The sequence below is a fragment of the Neorhizobium sp. NCHU2750 genome (assembly GCF_003597675.1).
In the GTDB taxonomy this organism is placed as follows: Bacteria; Pseudomonadota; Alphaproteobacteria; order Rhizobiales; family Rhizobiaceae; genus Neorhizobium.
Genome location: NZ_CP030827.1, coordinates 1,638,050 through 1,657,851, shown reverse-complemented (window position 1 = coordinate 1,657,851; position 19,802 = coordinate 1,638,050). Strand labels below are relative to the sequence as shown.

Annotated in this window: 22 protein-coding genes; 6 read left to right on the top strand and 16 right to left on the bottom strand. The window is 61.9% G+C overall.

The window, feature by feature from the left end; translation table 11 throughout:
- Nucleotides 1–51 precede the first annotated feature (51 nt).
- Both NCHU2750_RS08175 and NCHU2750_RS08170 read left to right on the top strand, forming a co-directional pair.
- Nucleotides 52–1,098, top strand: coding sequence for a LacI family transcriptional regulator (locus NCHU2750_RS08175; RefSeq protein ID WP_119939985.1), 1,047 nt, complete (start codon nt 52–54; stop codon nt 1,096–1,098).
- A 202-nt stretch (nt 1,099–1,300) separates the two neighbouring features.
- Entirely contained in the window at nt 1,301–1,720 is a 420-nt protein-coding gene (locus NCHU2750_RS08170) for a hypothetical protein (RefSeq protein WP_162939545.1), read from the top strand.
- A 137-nt stretch (nt 1,721–1,857) separates the two neighbouring features.
- On the opposite strand, the gene gnd is transcribed toward NCHU2750_RS08170, so the two are convergent.
- From gnd to ccoG, 5 genes are all read right to left on the bottom strand, one after another.
- Nucleotides 1,858–3,291 (bottom strand): NADP-dependent phosphogluconate dehydrogenase, encoded by a 1,434-nt coding sequence (gnd, locus tag NCHU2750_RS08165; protein ID WP_119939984.1) that lies wholly within the window; start codon nt 3,289–3,291, stop codon nt 1,858–1,860.
- 108 nt (nt 3,292–3,399) lie between these two features.
- The gene (gene ccoS, locus NCHU2750_RS08160; protein WP_119939983.1) at nt 3,400–3,552 is read right to left on the bottom strand and encodes a cbb3-type cytochrome oxidase assembly protein CcoS; all 153 of its coding nucleotides are present in this window, start codon (nt 3,550–3,552) and stop codon (nt 3,400–3,402) included.
- A complete protein-coding gene (locus NCHU2750_RS08155; RefSeq protein WP_119939982.1) occupies nt 3,549–5,828 on the bottom strand; it encodes a cation-translocating P-type ATPase in 2,280 nt (759 codons plus the stop codon). The genes ccoS and NCHU2750_RS08155 overlap by 4 nt, the downstream gene beginning before the upstream one ends.
- A complete protein-coding gene (locus NCHU2750_RS08150) occupies nt 5,825–6,322 on the bottom strand; it encodes a FixH family protein (protein WP_119939981.1) in 498 nt (165 codons plus the stop codon). The genes NCHU2750_RS08155 and NCHU2750_RS08150 overlap by 4 nt, the downstream gene beginning before the upstream one ends.
- Nucleotides 6,319–7,905, bottom strand: a complete 1,587-nt coding sequence (ccoG, locus tag NCHU2750_RS08145) for a cytochrome c oxidase accessory protein CcoG (RefSeq protein WP_119939980.1) — start codon at nt 7,903–7,905, stop codon at nt 6,319–6,321. The genes NCHU2750_RS08150 and ccoG overlap by 4 nt, the downstream gene beginning before the upstream one ends.
- 138 nt (nt 7,906–8,043) lie before the next feature.
- On the opposite strand from ccoG, the gene NCHU2750_RS08140 reads away from it, so the two are divergent.
- From NCHU2750_RS08140 to NCHU2750_RS08130, 3 genes are read left to right on the top strand one after another with little or no spacing between them, the layout of a single operon-like run.
- The gene (locus tag NCHU2750_RS08140; protein WP_119939979.1) at nt 8,044–8,457 is read left to right on the top strand and encodes an SRPBCC family protein; all 414 of its coding nucleotides are present in this window, start codon (nt 8,044–8,046) and stop codon (nt 8,455–8,457) included.
- A gap of 58 nt (nt 8,458–8,515) precedes the next feature.
- Nucleotides 8,516–8,794 carry a hypothetical protein gene (locus tag NCHU2750_RS08135; RefSeq protein ID WP_119939978.1) on the top strand — a complete coding sequence of 93 codons (279 nt, stop codon included), beginning with the start codon at nt 8,516–8,518 and terminating at the stop codon, nt 8,792–8,794.
- On the top strand, nt 8,763–9,203 hold the full coding sequence (locus NCHU2750_RS08130; RefSeq protein WP_162939543.1) for a type II toxin-antitoxin system VapC family toxin: 441 nt from the start codon (nt 8,763–8,765) through the stop codon (nt 9,201–9,203). The genes NCHU2750_RS08135 and NCHU2750_RS08130 overlap by 32 nt, the downstream gene beginning before the upstream one ends.
- Before the next feature lie 14 nt (nt 9,204–9,217).
- Here NCHU2750_RS08130 and ccoP read toward each other — a convergent pair whose 3' ends face one another.
- The 4 genes from ccoP to ccoN are packed head-to-tail and all read right to left on the bottom strand — an operon-like array spanning nt 9,218 to nt 12,612.
- A complete protein-coding gene (ccoP, locus tag NCHU2750_RS08125) occupies nt 9,218–10,081 on the bottom strand; it encodes a cytochrome-c oxidase, cbb3-type subunit III (RefSeq protein ID WP_119939976.1) in 864 nt (287 codons plus the stop codon).
- Nucleotide 10,082: 1 nt separating this feature from the next.
- Nucleotides 10,083–10,235 (bottom strand): cbb3-type cytochrome c oxidase subunit 3, encoded by a 153-nt coding sequence (locus NCHU2750_RS08120; protein WP_119939975.1) that lies wholly within the window; start codon nt 10,233–10,235, stop codon nt 10,083–10,085.
- 11 nt (nt 10,236–10,246) lie between these two features.
- Complete coding sequence (gene ccoO, locus NCHU2750_RS08115; protein WP_119939974.1) at nt 10,247–10,978, bottom strand: cytochrome-c oxidase, cbb3-type subunit II; 732 nt, start codon at nt 10,976–10,978, stop codon at nt 10,247–10,249.
- Nucleotides 10,979–10,989: 11 nt separating this feature from the next.
- Complete coding sequence (ccoN, locus tag NCHU2750_RS08110; protein ID WP_119939973.1) at nt 10,990–12,612, bottom strand: cytochrome-c oxidase, cbb3-type subunit I; 1,623 nt, start codon at nt 12,610–12,612, stop codon at nt 10,990–10,992.
- A 257-nt stretch (nt 12,613–12,869) separates the two neighbouring features.
- Here ccoN and NCHU2750_RS08105 point away from each other — a divergent pair, with 257 nt between their 5' ends.
- Entirely contained in the window at nt 12,870–13,370 is a 501-nt protein-coding gene (locus tag NCHU2750_RS08105; protein ID WP_119939972.1) for a hemerythrin domain-containing protein, read from the top strand.
- On the opposite strand, the gene NCHU2750_RS08100 is transcribed toward NCHU2750_RS08105, so the two are convergent.
- The 7 genes from NCHU2750_RS08100 to NCHU2750_RS08070 form a co-directional block, all read right to left on the bottom strand.
- Nucleotides 13,371–14,081: a PAS domain-containing protein gene (locus NCHU2750_RS08100; protein WP_162939542.1), complete on the bottom strand. Its 711-nt coding sequence runs from the start codon at nt 14,079–14,081 to the stop codon at nt 13,371–13,373.
- Between the two features lie 158 nt (nt 14,082–14,239).
- Nucleotides 14,240–15,175: a lipid A biosynthesis lauroyl acyltransferase gene (locus NCHU2750_RS08095; RefSeq protein ID WP_119939970.1), complete on the bottom strand. Its 936-nt coding sequence runs from the start codon at nt 15,173–15,175 to the stop codon at nt 14,240–14,242.
- A gap of 9 nt (nt 15,176–15,184) precedes the next feature.
- Nucleotides 15,185–16,213 carry a zinc-binding dehydrogenase gene (locus tag NCHU2750_RS08090; RefSeq protein ID WP_119939969.1) on the bottom strand — a complete coding sequence of 343 codons (1,029 nt, stop codon included), beginning with the start codon at nt 16,211–16,213 and terminating at the stop codon, nt 15,185–15,187.
- 173 nt (nt 16,214–16,386) lie between these two features.
- Nucleotides 16,387–17,673: a beta-ketoacyl-ACP synthase gene (locus NCHU2750_RS08085; protein WP_119939968.1), complete on the bottom strand. Its 1,287-nt coding sequence runs from the start codon at nt 17,671–17,673 to the stop codon at nt 16,387–16,389.
- A gap of 13 nt (nt 17,674–17,686) precedes the next feature.
- Nucleotides 17,687–18,889 (bottom strand): beta-ketoacyl-ACP synthase, encoded by a 1,203-nt coding sequence (locus NCHU2750_RS08080; protein WP_119939967.1) that lies wholly within the window; start codon nt 18,887–18,889, stop codon nt 17,687–17,689.
- A gap of 43 nt (nt 18,890–18,932) precedes the next feature.
- On the bottom strand, nt 18,933–19,406 hold the full coding sequence (locus NCHU2750_RS08075; protein WP_119939966.1) for a 3-hydroxyacyl-ACP dehydratase FabZ family protein: 474 nt from the start codon (nt 19,404–19,406) through the stop codon (nt 18,933–18,935).
- Nucleotides 19,407–19,423: 17 nt separating this feature from the next.
- The gene (locus tag NCHU2750_RS08070) at nt 19,424–19,708 is read right to left on the bottom strand and encodes an acyl carrier protein (protein WP_003495848.1); all 285 of its coding nucleotides are present in this window, start codon (nt 19,706–19,708) and stop codon (nt 19,424–19,426) included.
- Nucleotides 19,709–19,802: the final 94 nt, after the last annotated feature.

Sequence of the window (19,802 nt, the reverse complement as noted above, 5' to 3'; positions counted from 1 at the left end):
CGATAATGAAGTATCCGGCGGCCAAATGGACGCCTTTGGTGCGAGCACGCGATGGACGAGAAGACGAAAACGACGAAGGCGGGTCTCGCGGCTGGCGAACGCCCGACGCTGAAGACCATCGCCTACATGACCGGGCTCGGCATCACCACCGTTTCCCGGGCGCTGAAGGATGCCCCGGATATCGGTGCTGAGACGAAGGAACGGGTGCGGCTGGTCGCCCGCCAGCTCGGCTACCAGCCGAACCGCGCCGGCGTGCGGCTGCGAACCGGCAAGACCAACGTGATCGCGCTGGTCTTGAGCATCGAGCAGGAACTGATGGGTTTCACCAACCAGATGGTTCAGGGCATTTCGGAAGTGCTGGGGGGCACGCAGTATCACCTCGTGGTGACGCCGCATTCCTTCGAGAAGGACCCGATGGTGCCGGTTCGCTATATCCTCGATACCGGTTCGGCCGACGGGGTGATCATTTCACGGATCGAGCCGGAAGATCCGCGGGTGCTGCTGATGACGGAGCGCAACCTGCCCTTCGTCACCCATGGACGCACCGATATGGGCATTGCCCATCCGTTCCATGATTTCGACAACGAGGCCTATGTCTATCAGGCCGTCGAGCGCCTCGCACGGCGCGGCCGCAGGCGGATCGCGTTATTGGCACCGCTCAGCCGGTTTTCCTACCACATCCATAGCCGGATCGGCTTCGAGCGCGGACTGGCGGATTTTCAGATCACCGAAGTGTCGATGGGGCGCATGACCACCGAGACGCCGCTTGAGGAACTGCGCGCCTATGCCGAGCGGCTGTCGCGCCTCCCCGAACCGCCGGACGGGATCGTATCCCTGAGCGGCTCGTCCTCGATCGCGCTGATCGCCGGGATAGAGGCGGCCGGGCGCAGGCTCGGGAACGATATCGATGTCGTGTCCAAACAGTCTGCGGATTTCCTCAACTGGATCCGGCCGGAAATGCTGACCGTGACGGAAGACGTCCGCCATGCCGGCCGCGAACTCGCCAAATCGGTTCTGGCCCGCATCGACGGCGTCGCCCCGGAATTGCTGCAGAGCATGGATGGCCCGACATGGTCGGCGATGGGGCCGAAGGATTAAATCGAAGGGTCAGGAATCCGTGAAGAGAGCGACGGTCTTGCGGCGCGCCTCAGAGGCCGGGGCAACCGCTAGCCCGCACCCAAACCATCCCGTCGCGACAACTGCAGCACTGATTATTCAACCAAAACCTGCATCCGCATTTACATTCCCGGAGAACAATCTATAGGCTTGGACGGCAGAGGATTTGGGGGCAAATTCACCGATGCGTGGCAAATTTCTATCCGTTCTGGCTGGCGGCATTCTTGCCGTATCCGTGGCCTCGGCATGGGCACAGTCCAGCGTCACAGTCGAACATTCGGACAGGCTGATCGACAGCTACCGAGCCTATATCGGCCATGACGACCTGTTCAATTCGAAGGGCGTGCGTCTGACCCAGCCATGGCAGATCATTCGCCAGGACCGGGCCAATTTCTATCTCTACGGCATCCGGGACAGGGACGACGAGCCGGACACGTTCTTTGCCGACGCAAACAATCGCCAGGCACTCGAGATCATGCTCAGGAACGGAAACATGACCGGCGAAGCCGCCCGGATGATCATCCGCGGAGATGTGTGGATCGATGTCGAGATCTATGGCCGGGGATCGTCCGGGCGATGGATCAACGTCACGGTCAGGGACTGAGATATTCCGACCGATAAGCCGGCTCTGGAGACGGTAACGGGCTATCCGCGTCGCCATAGCGAGCGGCTTCGACGAGCGCATCTACGAAAAAAGCCCGGCGCTTGGCCGGGCTTTTTCATGTCGTTTATCAGCTTTGATCAGGCGAAATCGGCGAGACCGCTGCCCCAGGGGCCGTGGTGCTTGTCGAGGCCGTCGAGGCGGTTGAAGCCGTGGGCGCCGAAGAAGTCGCGCTGGGCCTGGATGAGGTTGGCCGTGCCCCTGCCTCGACGATAGGCGTCGAAATAGGTGAGCGCCGAGGTCAGTGCCGGAGCCGGCAGGCCGTTCAGCGCAGCGTAGGACACGATGCGACGCAGTGCGCCGTCGGTTTCCTTGACCATCTGGGCGAAGGCCGGGGTGACGATGAGGTTTGCCACATTCGGGTCCTTGCTGAAGGCCGAGGTGATCTCATCGAGGAAGCCGGAGCGGATGATGCAGCCGGCACGCCAGATCTTGGCGATCGTCGGCATCGGCAGGTTCCAGTCATATTCCTTCGAGGCGGCGGCCATGACCGCGAAGCCCTGCGCATAGGCACCGATCTTGGCGGCGAGCAGCGCCAGTTCGAGATCGGCGAGGAAGGCCATGCCATCCTTGGGCTTGTCGACGAGAGCAGGCTTGCCGAGGATCTTTTCGGCGGCTTCACGCTCGGGTTTCAGCGACGACAGGACACGGCCGGCGACGGCAGCCTCGATCGCGGTTGCGGCGACGCCCATGTTCTGGGCCTCGATGACCGACCATTTGCCGGTGCCCTTCTGGCCGGCACTGTCAACGATCATGTCGACCATCGGCTTGCCGGAGATCGGGTCGTTGGCCTTCAGCACCTTTTCCGAAATCTCGATCAGATAGGAATTGAGGCGGCCCTCGTTCCAGCGGCCGAAGACGCCGCCGATTTCCGAGGCGCTCATGCCGAGGCCATCGCGCAGGATGCCGTAGATTTCGGCGATCATCTGCATGTCGGCATATTCGATGCCGTTATGGATGGTCTTGACGAAGTGACCGGCGCCGTTCGGGCCGAGCCAGTCGACGCAGGCCTCGCCGTTGAACTTTGCCGAGATCGAGGTCAGAACCTTCTCGACACGCTTCCAGCTTTCCTCGGTGCCGCCGACCATGATCGACGGTCCGTGGCGTGCGCCTTCCTCACCACCGGACACGCCCATGCCGATGAAGGTCAGGTCGCTGTTTTCGAGGCTTTCGAAACGACGCATCGTATCGCGGAAATTGGCGTTGCCGGCATCGATCATGATGTCGCCGGACGACAGATAGGGCTTCAGAAGCTCCATCTGCTGATCGACCGGATCGCCGGCCTTGATCATGATGATGATCGGACGGGGGGGGCGAATGGCCTTGACGAATTCATCCAGCGTCTCGCAGGGAATGATCTGGCCCTTGAGTTCGCCGGCATCCGCGTAAAATTTCTTGGTCACCTCGGGCGTGCGGTTGAAAACCGCGATCTTGTTGCCCTTTTCGGCGATATTGAGGGAAAGGTTGGCGCCCATGACGCCAAGACCGATGAGGCCAATTTCTGCCTGTTCCACGGGGGTAACCTCCGATTTTGTTGCGCCTTCTTTTGGCATCCGCAGGGCCAAGGAGCAAGGGAGCCGGCGCGTGAATTCGTCACATTCCGTGCAGGCGACAATATGTCCTCAGCCGGGACGATCGTCGCCGTCATCCATGATGCGCCAGGCGGCGCCATCGAGATCGTCGTACTGGCCGTTCTTCAGCGACCAGAGAAAGGCGCCGAGCCCGAGCCCGCCGAGGAAAAGAGCGACCGGAATGAGGTAAATGAGCATATTCATGCGGCGCGGACCTGTTTTGCCGGATCGGGCAGGATGGTCGCGGCATCCGACATGAGAGGCTCAGCCCGCTGCCGGTTCAATCTCAGCGCATTGACGACGACGATGATCGACGAGGTCGACATGGCGACTGCGGCAATAAGCGGCGTCGCGTAGCCGCAAAGCGCGATCGGCACCGCGATGACATTGTAGCCGATCGCCAGCGCAAAATTCTGACGGATCAGCCGGCCGGCGCGGCGCGACACCTCGATGGCGAGGGTTACCGCCCTGAGGCTTTCGTGCATGAAGACGAAATCGGCGGCCTGACGGCCGATATCGGCGGCCGTGGCGGGCGCCATGGAGACATGGGCGGCGGCCAGCGCCGGCGCGTCGTTGATGCCATCGCCGACCATCAGCACCCGGTGACCGGCCGCGAAAAGGGAGGCGCAATAATCGGCCTTGCCCTTCGGCGATGTGGCCGCCTGCCAGGCTGCGATGCCGAGATCCGTCGCAAGCGCCTTTACCGGTCCGGGCCGATCGCCCGAAACGAGGCCGAGCGCCATGCCATCGTTTTGGAGCGCAGCGATTGTGGCGACGGCATCGCGGCGCAGAGCATCCTCGAAACGGATGCGGACGATTTCGTGCCCGTCACGGGCGAGAACGACTTCGAGATCGGCGTCACCTGGCGAATTTTCGTCGCCACAGGCGAAGCGGCGGTTGCCGAGCCGGTACATTCCATCCGGGCGCCGGCCCTCCAGCCCGCTTCCGGGAATTTCGACCACGTCGTCGAAGACCGGGAAAGGACCGGATGCGACCCAGCAGATCGCCCGCGACAGCGGATGGCGGGAAAAAGCGGCAAGGCCCGCGGCAAGCCCCAGAACCGGGCTCGGGATATCTGCGCCGTTGACGATCCGCGGACGGCCGAGCGTCAGTGTGCCAGTCTTGTCGAAGAGTACGCTGTCTGCCTGCGCCAGCCTTTCCATCGCCGAGCCGTCCTTGACCATGATGCCGTTTTTAAACAGGCGGCCGGCGGCGACGACCTGGACGACCGGTACGGCAAGGCCGAGCGCGCAGGGACAAGTGATGATCAGCACCGAAATGGCGATCAGCATGGCCCGCTTCCAGTCGCCCCCGGCAAAGCCCCAGGAAAAGAAAGCCGTCAGCGCCAGAAGGTGGACAGCCGGCGAATAATACTGGGCGGCGCGGTCGGCCAGCCGGCGGTAACCGGCCTTGGCGCCTTCGGCCACTTCCATCAGCGCAATCACTTCGGCAAGAAAACTGTCCTTTGCCGCAGCCCTGACCAGAATGACGAGCGGCCCGGTGAGATTGAGCGTGCCGGCATGGACAGCGTCGCCCACGACCACCGCCTGCGGCAGGCTTTCGCCGGTCACGATCGAGACGTCGAGATCGCTTGCGCCGATCTCCACCACGCCATCGACGGGAATGCGCTCGCCGAGCGCCACCGCCACCCGGTCGCCGGGCCGCACGTCCTCGACCGGGCGGTATTCGCGGCTGCCATCGGCCGCCACGACCATCGCACCGCGTGGCGAGAGGCGGGCAAGGCCGCTGATCGCCGCCCTCGCCCGGTCGCGCATGATATGATCGAGCGTTCGGCCGATCAGCAGGAAGAACAGGAGCGACACGGTGGCGTCGAACCAGGCGTGTTCGCCGTGATGCATCGTCTCCCACAGCGACACCGCATAGGAGAGCGTGATGGCCAGCGCGATCGGCACATCCATATTGGTGCGGCCGCGTTTGAGCACGCTCCAGGCGGATACGTAGAAGAAGCGGCCGCCATAGATCAGCGCCGGGGCGGCGATGAGGGCGGAGATCCAGTGGAACATGTCGCGTGTGGCGGCATCGGCGCCCGACCAGACCGAGACCGAGAGGAGCATGATATTGGCCGCGGCAAATCCGCAAACGGCCACGGCCCGCACCAGTTCCCGCTGCAGCCTGTCGCCGTCATCAAGAGACATGTCGAAGAGATAGGCCTCGTAGCCGGTGGCCTCGGCAATCGCATCGATGAATTCGGCCGGATCGACGAGGATCTGGTCCACGACCTGGCGCCAGACGATCGAGACGCGCCGGGTGGAAAGGTTGACCCGCGCCCTATCCACCGAGCCCAGGGATTTCAGCGCCTTCTCGATGGACGTAATGCAGGCGCCGCAGTGGACGCCGGGAACGCTCAGGTCGATCTGCCGCCTGCCCTCGCCCAGATCGCGGCTGGCGAGCATCAGTTCCTCCGAAGACGGTGCGGAACCGACTACCTGGCCTTCGGATCCCGGCGCGCAGCAGGTCATTTCAGAGGTGCTCCGTGCAGCGAATAGCGCTCGGCGTGATGCAGGATGCGCTTGCCATCGCGCTCGGCGATGGCCTCGACGATCCAGTGGCCGGGAAGGACCTGGTGCGCGACGGTGAAGACACCCTCGCCCTGCGGCGACAGGTCGACCGAGAAATCCTGATGTTCGCCTACCGGCCGCTTGAAGTTCAGCACCAGATGATCGGCGTTTACCGGCTTGCCGTCGGCGCCCAGCACCTCATAACGTATGCTGTCGAGCGACAGGGTCAGCTTGCCGTTGATGCCGGTCGCAGCCAGTGCCTTGGCTTGAGCGACCTTGCCGTTGAACTGCTGACTGGCGACATAGGTATCGTCGACGACGAGGCCGCTCCAGCTCGATACGGCATTGTAGGCCATGTAGAAATTCACGGTGATGACGGTGCCGAAGAACAGCACCATCACGCCCGCCATGTGCCAGCCGGTAAAGACGAAGTTCTTTTCCGTCGCGGTGTTCATCGATTGTCTCCCGGGGCAAAGAAATTGGCGGAATAGCTATTGCTTTCGTGGCTGGCGCGGTCCTCGGCGAGGAAGCGGAAGGCCGTCTCGCCTTTGGCTGCATCCGGCGGCAAAGTGACGTAGACCTTCAGTGCGGTCGCCCGGTCCGGCTGGACCTCGATCGCGAAGATCCGGCCGGGGACATCGCTGATACCGATGATCTTCATCGTCGCTTCCGGCATGCCATCGAGGGAGAGCATGATGGTGCGCGGCTCGGGGATCATGTTGAGCAGGCGAATCGTATAGCCGTTGCGGATCGAGCCGTCGCTCTCCATGACAAATTGCGGATTGCGGTCATGCAGGACGTTGATTTCCAGCCGGTCGCGGCCGAGAAGCGCCGCGACGAGGCCGATGCCGACCGCCGTCCAGACGCCCATATAGAGCAGCGTGCGGGGACGAAGCAGGATCTTCCAGTCGAAGTGCCGCACGCCATCGGTAAATCCGCCTTCCGGCCTGCGCACCCTGACGGGATCGATCGGCATTGTGCCACCGGCGGTGGCGAGCGCCATATTGGCCTCGTATTCATCCAGCGTCGCATAGGCGATCAATCCGCGTTCCCTGCCCGTCTTGCCCATGACCGCGTCACAGGCGTCGATACAGAGCGCGCACGTGATACAGGCCATCTGCTGGCCGTCCCTGATGTCGATGCCCATGGGACAGACGGCGACGCAGGCATTGCAATCGACACAATCTCCGACCGGCTGACCGGCCGCGGCGGCCTTTTTGGCATGGCGGCTGCGGGGTTCGCCGCGCCAGTCGTTATAGGTGACCACCAGCGAATGCTCATCGAGCATGGCTCCTTGAATGCGAGGCCAGGGGCACATGTAGATGCAGACCTGCTCGCGCATCAGACCGCCCAAAACGTATGTCGTGGCGGTCAGGACGGCGACGGTGGAATAAGCGACATAGGCGGCCTGACCGGTGACGAAGTCGAAGGCCAGCGATGGCGCATCGGCAAAATAGAAGATCCAGGCGCCGCCGGTCGCAACAGCAATTGCGATCCAGACGGCATGCTTGACCACCCGCCTGGTGATCTTGTCGAAGGTCCAGGGGGCCGCATCGAGCTTCATGCGGGCGTTGCGATCGCCTTCGACGAAACGCTCGACGGCCAGGAACAGGTCGACCCACACCGTCTGGGGACAGGTGTAGCCGCACCATGCCCGACCGACGGCGGAGGTGAGCAGGAACAGGCCGAAGCCCGCCATGACGAGCAGGCCGGCGACGAAGAAGAATTCCTGCGGCCAGATCTCGATGAAGAAGAAATAGAAGCGCCGGCCTGCAAGGTCGATCAGCACGGCCTGATCCGGCGCGAACGGCCCACGGTCCCAGCGGATCCAGGGCGTCAGGTAGTAGACGCCGAGGGTGACCAGCATGATCAGCCATTTGAGAGTGCGGAAACGCCCCTCGGCCCGCTTGGGAAAGATCTTCCGGCGCTTCTCGTAGAGCGGCCGGCCGCCCTCGCCCGGCGAATGAACCGCCTTCACATCGATACGTTCGACAGCCGCGCCCCCCGGTGCAGCACTTTCGGCGGTATAGAGTCTCATCGGAACATTCCCTCGCCCGATGCCTTGTCCCATCCGGCGAGCCAATCTTCCTTGACTTAAGTCAAGCGCTGTGGCGGACCGCCGCGGAGGCCTGTGTCAAATGCGCCGGATGCGCACAGATATAACGAGGAGACTGTCATGACGACGATGCCTGCCCGGATCATCCATGCCACGATCGACAGGCCGTGGCGCGAGGTGCATGCCTTTGCCAGCCGGCCGGAAAACATGCGGCTATGGGCCGCCGGCCTTGCCGCCGGGCTGACACGGGATGGCGAGGACTGGATCGGCGATGGCGGGCCGATCGGCGAGATCAGGGTGCGTTTTGCGCCCGCCAACGATCTCGGCGTCATCGACCACACGGTGACACTGGAGAATGGTGCCCGCTTCAAGAACGCGCTCAGGGTCGCGCCGAACGGCGATGGGGCGGAAGTCATGTTCCTGCTGCTCAGGCATCCGGGCGTGGAGGACGAAGCATTCGAAACGGATGCGGCGGCGATTGCCAGGGATCTTGCGACGCTGAAAGCACTGATGGAGGGCCATTCTGGCGAATAGGCCCGGACGATGCTATCGTCGATCCATGCCACGGAGAACGGCGCCACGGAGAACGGCGATGGGCGTGCACAAGCTGGAAATCGAACTGAGCGATGAACTGATGCAGGCCGTCGACAGATTGTCGATCGAGCGCCGGTCATCGCCTTCCGACGTGGTGGTGGCGACACTTGCCGACCACCTGCCATCCGCAAAGCAGCAAGCGGAGCCGACGATTGCCCAGCGGCTTGCTGCGCTTGAGCGGATCAACAAGATGGTTGACGCGCTCGGCTCAAATCGCTCAGAGGAAGATATAGATCGGCAAGTTCGTGAGTTCCGCGCCGATCGAACCTATGACTGACAGGGTCTATCTGGATAGCAATATCGTTATTTACTATGTCGAAGGAGCCGCATCGCTTCACGACAAGGTCGATGTCCTGTTGAACACTTACATCCGCAAGGGTCGGAACTTTCACATCAGCGAGATGACGCTCGGGGAGTGTCTTATCGGGACAGGAAATAAGTCCCACGCGACCCCGGACGCTTATTTGTCTGTTCTTGAGGATCGGGCACTCATTTCGTTGGCGCCGATTACAAATGCCATCATAAGGCGCGCGGCACATCTCGACGCCGATCTCAACATGAAACTCGTCGATGCGATCCATGTCGCGACTGCGGAAGCTCTGAGCTGCCGCGTCTTGATAACGAATGACCGGGGCATTCGCGCCCCGGTCGGTATAGAACTCCGCTATCTTCCGGCCGAAGCCTGAAGCAGTCTGGAGTTCTATTCCCCGCCTCCCAGGGAATGGATATAGACGGCCAGCTGCTTCACCGTGACGTCGCCCAGACGCGCCTCCCAGGCCGGCATGACGCCGTGCTTGGGGGCTTTTATCTGGGCCGCAATCTGATCCTCGCCATGGACCTTCAGCCAGATGGCATCCGATAGTCGGGGGGCCCCCATGTCGCGATTGCCTTCCGCCTGTTCACCGTGGCAGGACGCACAGTTATCGGCAAAGACCTGCTTTCCGGCCTCGACCAGCGACGGATCGCGCGGCTTGCCGGTGAGGCTGACGACATAGCTTACCACCTGGCGGATCTCCTCCGGTTTGAGGATGTCGCCGAATGTCGGCATTTCCGACACGCGGGTTTCCGGATCGACCGTATCGCGGATGCCGTGCTGCACCGTCTGGTAGATGTCGTCGACACTGCCGCCCCACAGCCAATCGTCGTCATTGAGGTTCGGATAGCCCTGCCCGCCGGCGGCACCCGTGCCATGACAGGGCGTGCAGTTGACGCGGAAGGCGGCCGCACCGCCCGCCATGGCGAACTGGTTGAGCTCCGGATCGGCGATGATCTCGTCGGGCGTTGCCGCCGCGATCCTGTCGAGCATGCCTGCCTGGGCGGCCTTGGCCACATTGACTTCGGCTGCGTATTCGCCACGGGTCGAATAGCCGAGCAAGCCCGGTGTCGCCCCATGCAGAAGAGGCCATGCGGGATAGAGGACAGTATACCCCAAGGCCCAGATAATGCAGGCATAGAAGGTCCACAGCCACCAGCGTGGCAGCGGATTGTTCAGTTCGCGGATGCCGTCCCATTCATGGCCGGTGGTCTCGACGCCGCTCAGCTCATCGATATGTTTGTCAGCCATCTCAGTCATCCTTCAACGGAATTTGAGCTGCTTGGTCGGCGGCCTTCTTGCTGCCGGGCCGAAGCGTGAAGAACAGGGCGCCGAGAAAGAACAGGGTCATCGCGAGAAGGCCCCAGCTATCGGCGAAGTGGCGCATTGCCGTGTAGATTTCCATTGCAAGCCTCCTCAGCGATAACCGGTTGTGTCGTCGTAGGTGGAGAAGTCGACCAGCGTGCCGAGCATCTGGAGATAGGCAATCAGAGCGTCCATCTCAGTCACCTCCTTCGGATTGCCGTCGAAATCGCCGACTTTGGCCTTCGGATAGCGTTTGAGCAGCGCCGTCGCGTCGGCCGCCGGGTCTGCCTGCGCCTTCAGGTCGGCATTGGCATCGGCGATCATCTCGTCGGTATAGGGGACGCCGACATCCCGGTTGGCCGTCAGGTCCATCGAGACGTCGTTGATCTTGAGCGGCGTCTCCTTGAGGAAGGCGTAGCTCGGCATGATCGATTCCGGCACGACGTCGCGCGGATGGCTCAGATGCTGGACGTGCCATTCGTTGGAATAGCGGTCGCCGACGCGGGCAAGATCCGGCCCGGTACGCTTCGATCCCCACTGGAAGGGATGGTCGTACATCGATTCCGCCGCGAGGCTGTAATGGCCGTAGCGCTCCACCTCGTCGCGGAACGGCCGGATCATCTGGCTATGACAGACGTAACAGCCCTCACGCAGGTAGATGTTGCGGCCCGCGAGTTCCAGCGGCGTATAGGGCCGCATGCCATCGACCTTCTCGATGGTGTTTTCGAGATAGAAGAGCGGCGCGATTTCGACGATACCGCCGATGGAGACGACGAGCAGCGATCCGACGAGCAGAAGCGTGGCGTTGCGTTCGATGAACTGGTGCTTGGCGAGAATAGACATCCGTCAGCTCCTTATTCGGCCGGCTGCAGATTGGCGGGGGCGGCACCGGGGGTGCGCTCCTGCCTTTCATGGCCGAGAATGGTCATGGTGATGTTGAAGGCCATGATCAGGCCGCCGAGGAGATACATGCCGCCGCCGAGCGCGCGCAGGACGTAGTAAGGGAACATCGCCGCGACGGTTTCCGCGAAGGAATAGACGAGGAAGCCCTGGTTGTCGTATTCGCGCCACATCAGGCCCTGCTGGACGCCGGCAACCCACATGACGGCGGCGTAGACGACGATGCCGAGCGTGGCGAGCCAGAAGTGCCAGTTGACCATGGCAAGGCTGTAGAGCCGGTTGCGGTGCCAGAGCTTCGGAACGAGGAAGTAGATCGCGCCGAAGGAGATCATGCCGACCCAGCCGAGTGCACCGGAATGCACATGACCGATCGTCCAGTCGGTATAGTGGCTGAGCGAGTTGACGGTCTTGATCGACATCATCGGACCTTCGAAGGTCGACATGCCGTAGAAGGCGATGGCGATGACCATCATGCGGATGATCGGGTCGGTGCGGATCTTGTCCCAGGCACCGGACAGCGTCATCAAGCCGTTGATCATGCCGCCCCAGGAAGGCATCCACAGCATGATCGAGAAGACCATGCCGAGCGTCTGCGCCCAATCTGGCAGCGCGGTATAATGCAGGTGGTGGGGACCGGCCCAGATATACATGAAGATCAGGGCCCAGAAGTGGATGATCGACAGGCGGTAGGAATAGACAGGTCGGCCGGCCTGTTTGGGCACGAAATAATACATCATGCCGAGGAAGCCCGCCGTCAGGAAGAAGCCGACCGCGTTATGGCCGTACCACCACTCAGTCAGCGCATCCTGCACGCCGGAGAAGGCCGAATAGCTCTTCACGCCGAGGAACGACACCGGTACGGCGAGGTTGTTGACGATGTGGAGCATGGCGATGGTGACGATGAAGGCCAGATAGAACCAGTTCGCCACATAGATATGCGGTTCCTTGCGGGTGAGGATCGTGCCGAGGAAGGTGACGAGGTAAGCCACCCAGACAACGGTCAGCCAGAGGTCGACATACCATTCCGGCTCCGCATATTCCTTGCCCTGGGTTATCCCGAGCAGATAGCCGGTGGCCGCCATGACGATGAACAGCTGGTAGCCCCAGAAGACGAACCAGGCGAGATTGCCGCCGAACAGGCGAGCTCGCGAGGTGCGCTGGACCACATAGAAGGAGGTACAGAGAAGCGCGTTGCCACCGAAGGCGAAGATGACCGCCGAGGTGTGCAGGGGCCGCATGCGGCCGAAATTGAACCACGGACCGATATTGAGATCGGGAAAGGCGAGCTGGAGGGCGATGACGACGCCCACGAGAAAGCCGACGACGCCCCAGAAGACCGTGGCGATCGTGCCGTATTTGATGACTTCGTCGAAATATTCCGACTTTGCCGGAACAGGACGGGTTGCACCCGCGGGTGCGAAGGTCACGCGGCGCAGCATGATGATGCTGCTCAGGCCGAGCACGACGAACAGTACCCACATATGGGCGGAAAACAGCGCATCATGCGCGAAGGCTGCGCCGAGCAGTGCGAGGAAAGTCCCCGCAACCAGCGCTGCAGTTTCTATCGGGTAATTCATTGTTGGCATCCCCCAACGGCGTTATTGGCCATCGCGAGGCTGGCGGAACAGCGGTGCCCCTCAGCGAATCCCCCTGCCACTTTCCGTCGCGACCACCGCGACAGATGGCAGCAGCCCGCGCCAGATGCCTTGATTTGAATCAACGCATTTACGCCTGCGATGAAGGAACGTCTGGGTACAACCGGCGATACAGGCTTCGAAATGAAGTGCCGGGCAAGAGTGAGAGCAGGTTCCGGAGGTCGGACTTGATACACGATATGGATTTGAAAAATGCGCGTCTCGTCGACCTGCCGGACCTCCAGGCGGGCCAGGCAGCCATGATCGTGCGGATCCTCAAGGTCCAGGATGAGAAGCTGGCGCTCTGCAACGAGCTGGAACAGATTGCGGATTCACTGCCCGCAAGCGTCGACCGCCAGAAATGCATCTATGCGGCGCAGGCGCTCTGTCCGCTCATCCGACGGGCCCATCGCGATGAGGAAACCCTGCTTTTTCCACAACTGGCCCGATTGCAGCCGGGGATCGGCCCGCTTTCAGCAACGCTCGACCGTTTGAAATACGAGCATTTCGAAGACGAGTGCTATGCGGAAGAACTGACGGAAGCACTTTTCCGGCTGGGTGCCGACGAACCGGTCAATGACGAGGCGATCGGCTATATGCTGCGTGGCTTTTTCGAGGGATTGCGCCGGCACATCGCCTTCGAGAAGGCGCATCTGCTCGAGGATCCGCAGATCTTCAACGCGGCAGCCACCGACTGGTGATCAGCCGGCGGGCCTGCGCCTGCGATCCTCGGTTTCCTGCATCACCACCAGAGCACCGATCAAGGTGCCAGAACGGCTGATCGGCGACATCCGGCAATGGATGACGACGGTGCGGCCGTCCATCTTTTCGGCATAGGTGAGGACGAGGCTTTCGCCCGCGAAGCAGCGGTCAAGGCAGGGTTGCAGGTCCTGACGGAAATGATGAAGCCCGACGAATTCGGCAAAATGCCGGCCGATGATGGTGTCCCGCGGCATGTCCATGCGCCGCGCATTCGTCTCGTTGCTGTAGAAGATGCGATATCCGGGCGCGACCACGACGACGCGTTCAGTGAGCTTGTTCAACAGAGCATCATCGAGATAGCCGTCGGCGATCGCCTGGGCGACGTCGACCGGCTGGCCGGGCTCGTCGGCGGCTACAGGCTTGGCGGGCAACGACTGTTCGGTATTGAGGTAGCGCTCCACGAGCATCTGCAGGAGATGGCCATTGCGCCGTACACAGCCGCCGTCATCGGCCTCCTCGTTCAGGAGGTCGAGCGCAAAGCGGAACTGCGTGCCGATGGCAGCCTGATCCCGCCCCTGGCTGCCCAGGATCGCCTTGACGAGCGGATCTATCTCCCGGTCCAGCCGGGATACAGCCTCGTCATCTTCCCTCTCAACGGCCTGCCTCAGGTCCGAATATTTCGACCAGAACAGATCAATCAATGCTTTCAACTCAACCCCGCTCCCACCAACGCGAGAAGTGGCAGTGTCCTCGTTAGTTCATTATGCCCCGAGAAGACATGATTCTGATTAATCAATTCCTGTGGTGGGGCCCGAAATATTACCCGCACAACCTAACATGGAACGCGCTGCTGCCGAAGTGAAGAAGATCAGCGCTCCACGCTCTTCTTGATATTCCAACGATCATGATACCAGAGCCATTGTTCGGGATACTGCCTGACCCAGCTTTCCACCTTGTCGTTGAGCATCTGGGCCGTGCCCTGAACATCGACGCTGCCCTTTTCGTCACGGGGAATATCGACACGGGGCTCGATCTCCAGCCGAAAACGGTTTCCGGGCAGCCTTATGCAACGGGCCGGATAGACTTCCGCATCGAACTGGCGGACCAGCTTGGCCAGCAGCGGATTGGTCTTGACCGGCCGGCCGAAGAAGGAGGTGGACAGGCCCTTCCTGAATTTCTGGTCGACCAGCACGCCGACGCCGCCGCCGGCCTCCAGACGCCTCGCCAGCGCGAAGGATGAGCCCGCATGCGAGGGCACCAGACTTCCCATGCGGGCGGCACGGAAGGAAAACACCTTCTCGGCGATATAGGGATTGTTCGGCGGCCGGAAGAGAACCATGACTTCCAGGCCGAAAGCCTTGCCCGCGACCGGCAGAAGCTCGAAATTGCCGGTGTGGCCGGTAAAGACGATGAAGGGACGCGGGTTCTGCAGGAGGTCGATGAAGATCTCGATGCCCGACACTTCCACCCTGCCCGGTTCGGCCTTTTCCGGATCGAAATCGAACAGGCGGTCGAGGAAGACATATTCGGCGGCCATGCGGCCCATATGTCCCCAGCTGGCGACAGCGATCCGTTCAAGCTCATCCTGAGGCTTTTCCGGGAAGGCGTTGCGCAGATTGGTCAACATCAGCTTGTGGCGCCACATCTTCGGCCCGACGAAACGGGCCGCGCGATCGGCAAAGCGGATGGCCGGATCGGCCGGCAGGATCTTCAGGACGTTGAGAAGACCGAAAGTCGCCTGCGCCACGAGCCATTGGCGGAAATGCATCAGGGCCAGAACGATCCGGGTGATGACCATCTTCATCGGTCGGCCTCAGTCCATCTTCAGGACGATCTTGCCGAAGATCTGGCGGCTTTCCATGCGTTCCAGCGCCTTGTCGATCTCGTCGAAGGTGACTTCGGTGTCGATCACCGGGTGGACGATGCCCTGCGCCATCTTCTGCATGGCGTCCGCCATGTTTTCCATGCGGCAACCGAAGGAGCCGAGCAGTTTCAGTTGCTGCTGGAACAGCATCATCAGGTTCATGTCGGTGGACACGCCCGAAGTCGAGCCGCAGGTGACGAGGCGCCCGCCGCGCTTCATGCAGAGCATGGAGCCCGCCCAGGTATCCTTGCCGACATGTTCGAAGACGACGTCGACGCCCTTCTTCTTGGTCAGCTTGCGCACGACACCTTCGAAGCGGTCCTTGCGGTAGTTGATGACGTGATCGGCACCGAGCGCCTTGGCCTTCTCGATCTTGTCATCGGAACCGACCGTGGTGATGACGGTGCAGCCGATCTTCTTGGCCAGCTGAATGGCCGCCGTGCCGATTCCGGAACCGCCGGCATGGACGAGGATGGTTTCACCCGGCTGAAGCTTGGCATTGTCGAACAGCATGTGCTCGACTGTGCCGAATGTGACGGGAGCCAGAGCTGCGGCCACTGCATCGATGCCAGGAGGTGCGGGAACCAGCTGGCGGGCGGGAATATTGGCCTTTTCCTGGGCAAAGCCATCGAGATGGAAGCCGTGCACGCCGGATACGTGTTCGCAGAGATTATCGCGCTTTTCGCGGCATGGCTTGCAGAGACCACAGGTGCGTGCGCCGTAGATCGACACGAGCTGGCCAGGAAGCACGTTCGACACGCCGGGGCCGATCGCCTCGACGACGCCCGAGGCTTCGGCGCCGATCGTCAGGGGCATCTTGCGCTTGGCGAATGCCATGCCGCGCCAGCCCCATACGTCGATGTGGTTGAGGGCGACGGCCTTGACGCGCAACGTCACCTCGCCGGGGCCGGGTGCCTCCGGCTCGGGAATATCGACGGCTTCGAGCTTGCGGTCATCGATCAGTTGCAGCGCGCGCATTGTTTAGTTTCCTTCCGGATTCATCAGGCAAGCATCGGCGCCAGATATGCATTGTGCCCGTCTACGGATCAGATCCGCAGACGGGCACCTGCCAATGCTCAATTTCATCTGTCGACGTCTTCAGATAGCCGGCAGCAAGGGCCGATGATGACGTCCTATTTGTGGCGCAGGCCTTAGACCGGTTCCAGCGTCATGACAAGGCTGGCGTTCTGGCCGCCGAAGCCGAAGGAATTGGACAGGACGGCCTTGGGCTGTCCGTCGCGCTTCACGTTCGGCACCACGTCGAGCTCGATCGTCGGATCGGGATTGACGTAGTTGATGGTCGGCGGCAGCGTTCCCGTCAGCATCGTCTGGATCGAGAACACCGCCTCGACAGCACCAGCGGCCGTCAGCGTATGACCGATCATGGACTTGTTGGACGAGGCCGGGATGTTCTTCAGCCGGTCGCCGAAGACGGCGAGCATGGAACCGTATTCCATCTTGTCGTTTTCAGGCGTCGAGGTGCCGTGGGCGTTGATATAGCCGATACCACCCTCATCCATGCCGGCATCTTCGAGCGCCGCACGGATCGTGGCGATGGCCGGCGCGCCGTCCGGCGAAGACCGGGTGCGGTGGAAATGGTCGGCCTTTTCGCCGAGCCCCTTGATGATGCCGAGAACCTTGGCGCCGCGCGCAAGAGCGGATTCCACCGATTCCAGAATTAAAGTCGCAGCCCCTTCGGCGATGACGAAACCGTCACGATCCTTGCTGAAGGGCTTGGAAGCCTTTTCCGGCGGGTCGTTCTGGGTCGAAAGCGCCGAGAGAAGCGAGAAGCGCACCAGCGCCTCGACGCTGACGGAACCATCGGTGGCAGCCACGAGCGCACGGTCAGTGCGGCCCTGGCGGATCGCCTCGACGCCGAGCTGGATCGCGGTGGCGCCCGAAGCACAGGCGGTCGACAGCGTTACCGGCAGGCCGCGGGTGCCGAAAGTGTCGGCGAGACGCTCGGAGATCGAGCCGAACTGGACGGCTTCGAGAAAGACCGGATCGGGCTTTTCGCGCATGGCGGCGAGGAAACGCTCATAGACGTCGCCTTCGGCCTTGGCCGGCGGGGCACGGTCGGCGAGCGCGAAACGGTCTTCCCATTCGGGCTCGACCGGCGGCGCGGCAAGAAACAGCGGGCCTTCGAAGTCACCCGAAAGGCCGGCCTGGGCCAGCGCTTCCTTGGTCGTTTCACGCGCGAAGGCAAAGGAGCGTTCGACCGCATTGACGGCGGGGATGGCGATGAAATCCACCGTGCCGCTGATGCGGGTCGACAGGCCGTCGGTCGGGAAACGGGTGATCTTGTGAATGCCCGAGGTGCCGGAGGTCAGCGCAGACCAGTTGTCGGCGAGACCCTGCCCGAGCGAGGTGATGACGCCCATGCCGGTAACGGCCACGAGCGGGCGACCAAGATGATCAGTGAAGCGATTGTCACTCATCTCCAACTCTCCTTCAGGCGTCGGCCGAGAGCACGGCAAGGCCCTCGCCGCGCGTGTAACCGACCGTCGTCACCACGGCATGCTTTGCCGGCTTCGACATGGCAGCCTCATGATCCTTGTCGAAGACCGGAACAAGGCTTGCACCGTCCAGCGTCAGGGCGGCAAGTGCGAGACCGAGCGGGAACTGGGCTTCCATTGCGTGGCCGGTGGCGCCGCCGAAACCACGGATCGGCGAACCGGCAAATTCCTTCTCAAGAACGGTCTTTTCGCGGCCGGCAAGATCGACAATGCCGCTTGCGCCGGAGAATACGACGGTGTCGTCACCCTTGACGGTCTTGCCAAGAGCGGAGAGGCGCGAAAGCCGCTTTTCCAGCTTGCCCTCGCCGCGCGTGCCGCGATCGCCTTCGACGGCATCGACAACAGCGTAGATATGGGCGCCGCGCGCTTCGGCACGGGCGCGCGATTCCAGCACCAGGAACGCACCGACCGTGCCCATGATCATGCCGCCACCGTTTTCGGACGAGCGCGACCACAGCGGATGCCATTGTCCCGTGGCGTGAGCATGAATGCCCTCGACCAGCAGCAGGATGTCGGCGCGCTCTGCAATGAAGGCGCCGCCGACGAGGCTGTGAGACGACTGGCCGGCCTTGATACGGTGGAAGGCGGTCTCGACGGCGGAAATGCCGGCGGCCTCTTCACCCATGAAGGTGCGGGACGAGCCGGTGACCTTGTGGACGATCGAGATGTTGCCGGCCATCAGGTTCGACAACTGGGCGAGGAAAAGCGTCGGCCGCAATTCTGTCGTCAGCTTCTCGTTCAGCACGATATCGCGATCGTTGCGCTTCAGCGCCTCGTCGACGATCAGCGAATCGACCTTGATGTCGCGCTCGCCACCACCGGCGGCGACGATCATGTCCATCGAGGCGCAGGCTTCCGCGTCTTCCTTGAGGCCGGCATCATCGAGCGCGAGGCCCGCGGCGAAGACGCCGAGGCGCTGCCAGTTCTCCATCTGCCGCTGGTCGCCGCGCTTGGCGATCTGGCTGGACCAGTCGATTTCCGGCATCGTGTGTACCGGATAGGGCTTGAAACGCTCGGCATCGACCGTCGGCTCGCCCGCCACCGCCTGCGACAGGAATGCGACATGCGCTTCCTTGCCGACACCGCGGCAGGTGACGATGCCAATACCGGTGATCACAACATCATTGTCAGACTTCATTTTCGTCCTCTTTCGTGGACTTCGCGCATTTAAACGGTCGTGTTCAACCACCGGCCTTCATCGCCGCGACCAGCCCCACTTCCTCCGCGCGCTTGCGGACGATCGGGCCGAGCGGGATGTCGGAAAACGGCATGGTGCGCAGCTTCAGCTGGGCATCACAGACCTTCTTGCCACCCGACGAGATCTTCGCCTTGGTGACGGCATAACCCGAACCCTCGTGCTCGAGAAACGCCTCTATGTCGAGTACGGCTTCGGGCTCGACGAAAGCGCGCATCTTGGCGCCATCGACGGACATCAGGAAGGGCATGGCGGCAAAATCCGTGGCAGCAAGCACCAGCATGCCGGAGGCCTGCGCCATGGTTTCGATGAGAAGCACGCCCGGAACGAGCGGCATGCCGGGAAAATGCCCCTCGAATACGGGGCTCTTCGCCGGCACCGTCGAACGGGCCGTCAGCGTCTTTCCTTCAAGATCGAGCGTTTCCACCCGATCGATCATCTGGAAATATTCAAGCAGCATGATCTAACCCCGAGCAATCAGCCCTTGGCCGCTCTCAGCTCGTCGATCTTGGCACAGAGGTTTTTCAGGACGAAATATTCTTCCGTCGAAACCTTGCCCTCGTTGACTTCCTGGGTCCACTGCTCGAGCGGGATCTTGATGCCGAATTCCTTGTCGATCGCGAATACGATGTCGAGGAAATCGAGGCTGTCGATGCCGAGATCGTCGATCGTATGGCTTTCCGGAGTGATCGTTTCGCGATCAATTTCGCTCGTTTCAGCAATGATATCAGCAACTTTGTCGAATGTAGCAGTCACGCCCATGTCCTTTGAGAATAGGTAATTCAGAGCCCCACATAGGGAAAATGGTTCCAAATGCCAATGGCTTCGTATTTGGGCCTCGAAATTTGCACCGAAA

What these genes read in the sequence shown, in the direction of transcription:
- NCHU2750_RS08140 (WP_119939979.1), top strand. Translation starts at nt 8,044, where the DNA reads ATGACGACGATGCCTGCCCGGATCATCCATGCCACGATCGACAGGCCG.
- NCHU2750_RS08070 (WP_003495848.1), bottom strand. Translation starts at nt 19,708, where the DNA reads ATGGGCGTGACTGCTACATTCGACAAAGTTGCTGATATCATTGCTGAA.
- NCHU2750_RS08175 (WP_119939985.1), top strand. Translation starts at nt 52, where the DNA reads ATGGACGAGAAGACGAAAACGACGAAGGCGGGTCTCGCGGCTGGCGAA.
- NCHU2750_RS08170 (WP_162939545.1), top strand. Translation starts at nt 1,301, where the DNA reads ATGCGTGGCAAATTTCTATCCGTTCTGGCTGGCGGCATTCTTGCCGTA.
- ccoS (WP_119939983.1), bottom strand. Translation starts at nt 3,552, where the DNA reads ATGAATATGCTCATTTACCTCATTCCGGTCGCTCTTTTCCTCGGCGGG.
- NCHU2750_RS08090 (WP_119939969.1), bottom strand. Translation starts at nt 16,213, where the DNA reads ATGCGCGCGCTGCAACTGATCGATGACCGCAAGCTCGAAGCCGTCGAT.
- ccoP (WP_119939976.1), bottom strand. Translation starts at nt 10,081, where the DNA reads ATGGCTGACAAACATATCGATGAGCTGAGCGGCGTCGAGACCACCGGC.
- NCHU2750_RS08075 (WP_119939966.1), bottom strand. Translation starts at nt 19,406, where the DNA reads ATGCTGCTTGAATATTTCCAGATGATCGATCGGGTGGAAACGCTCGAT.
- NCHU2750_RS08085 (WP_119939968.1), bottom strand. Translation starts at nt 17,673, where the DNA reads ATGAGTGACAATCGCTTCACTGATCATCTTGGTCGCCCGCTCGTGGCC.
- NCHU2750_RS08080 (WP_119939967.1), bottom strand. Translation starts at nt 18,889, where the DNA reads ATGAAGTCTGACAATGATGTTGTGATCACCGGTATTGGCATCGTCACC.
- NCHU2750_RS08095 (WP_119939970.1), bottom strand. Translation starts at nt 15,175, where the DNA reads ATGAAGATGGTCATCACCCGGATCGTTCTGGCCCTGATGCATTTCCGC.
- NCHU2750_RS08120 (WP_119939975.1), bottom strand. Translation starts at nt 10,235, where the DNA reads ATGGAAATCTACACGGCAATGCGCCACTTCGCCGATAGCTGGGGCCTT.
- NCHU2750_RS08150 (WP_119939981.1), bottom strand. Translation starts at nt 6,322, where the DNA reads ATGAACACCGCGACGGAAAAGAACTTCGTCTTTACCGGCTGGCACATG.
- ccoG (WP_119939980.1), bottom strand. Translation starts at nt 7,905, where the DNA reads ATGAGACTCTATACCGCCGAAAGTGCTGCACCGGGGGGCGCGGCTGTC.
- NCHU2750_RS08105 (WP_119939972.1), top strand. Translation starts at nt 12,870, where the DNA reads ATGGATTTGAAAAATGCGCGTCTCGTCGACCTGCCGGACCTCCAGGCG.
- NCHU2750_RS08135 (WP_119939978.1), top strand. Translation starts at nt 8,516, where the DNA reads ATGGGCGTGCACAAGCTGGAAATCGAACTGAGCGATGAACTGATGCAG.
- NCHU2750_RS08155 (WP_119939982.1), bottom strand. Translation starts at nt 5,828, where the DNA reads ATGACCTGCTGCGCGCCGGGATCCGAAGGCCAGGTAGTCGGTTCCGCA.
- ccoO (WP_119939974.1), bottom strand. Translation starts at nt 10,978, where the DNA reads ATGTCTATTCTCGCCAAGCACCAGTTCATCGAACGCAACGCCACGCTT.
- ccoN (WP_119939973.1), bottom strand. Translation starts at nt 12,612, where the DNA reads ATGAATTACCCGATAGAAACTGCAGCGCTGGTTGCGGGGACTTTCCTC.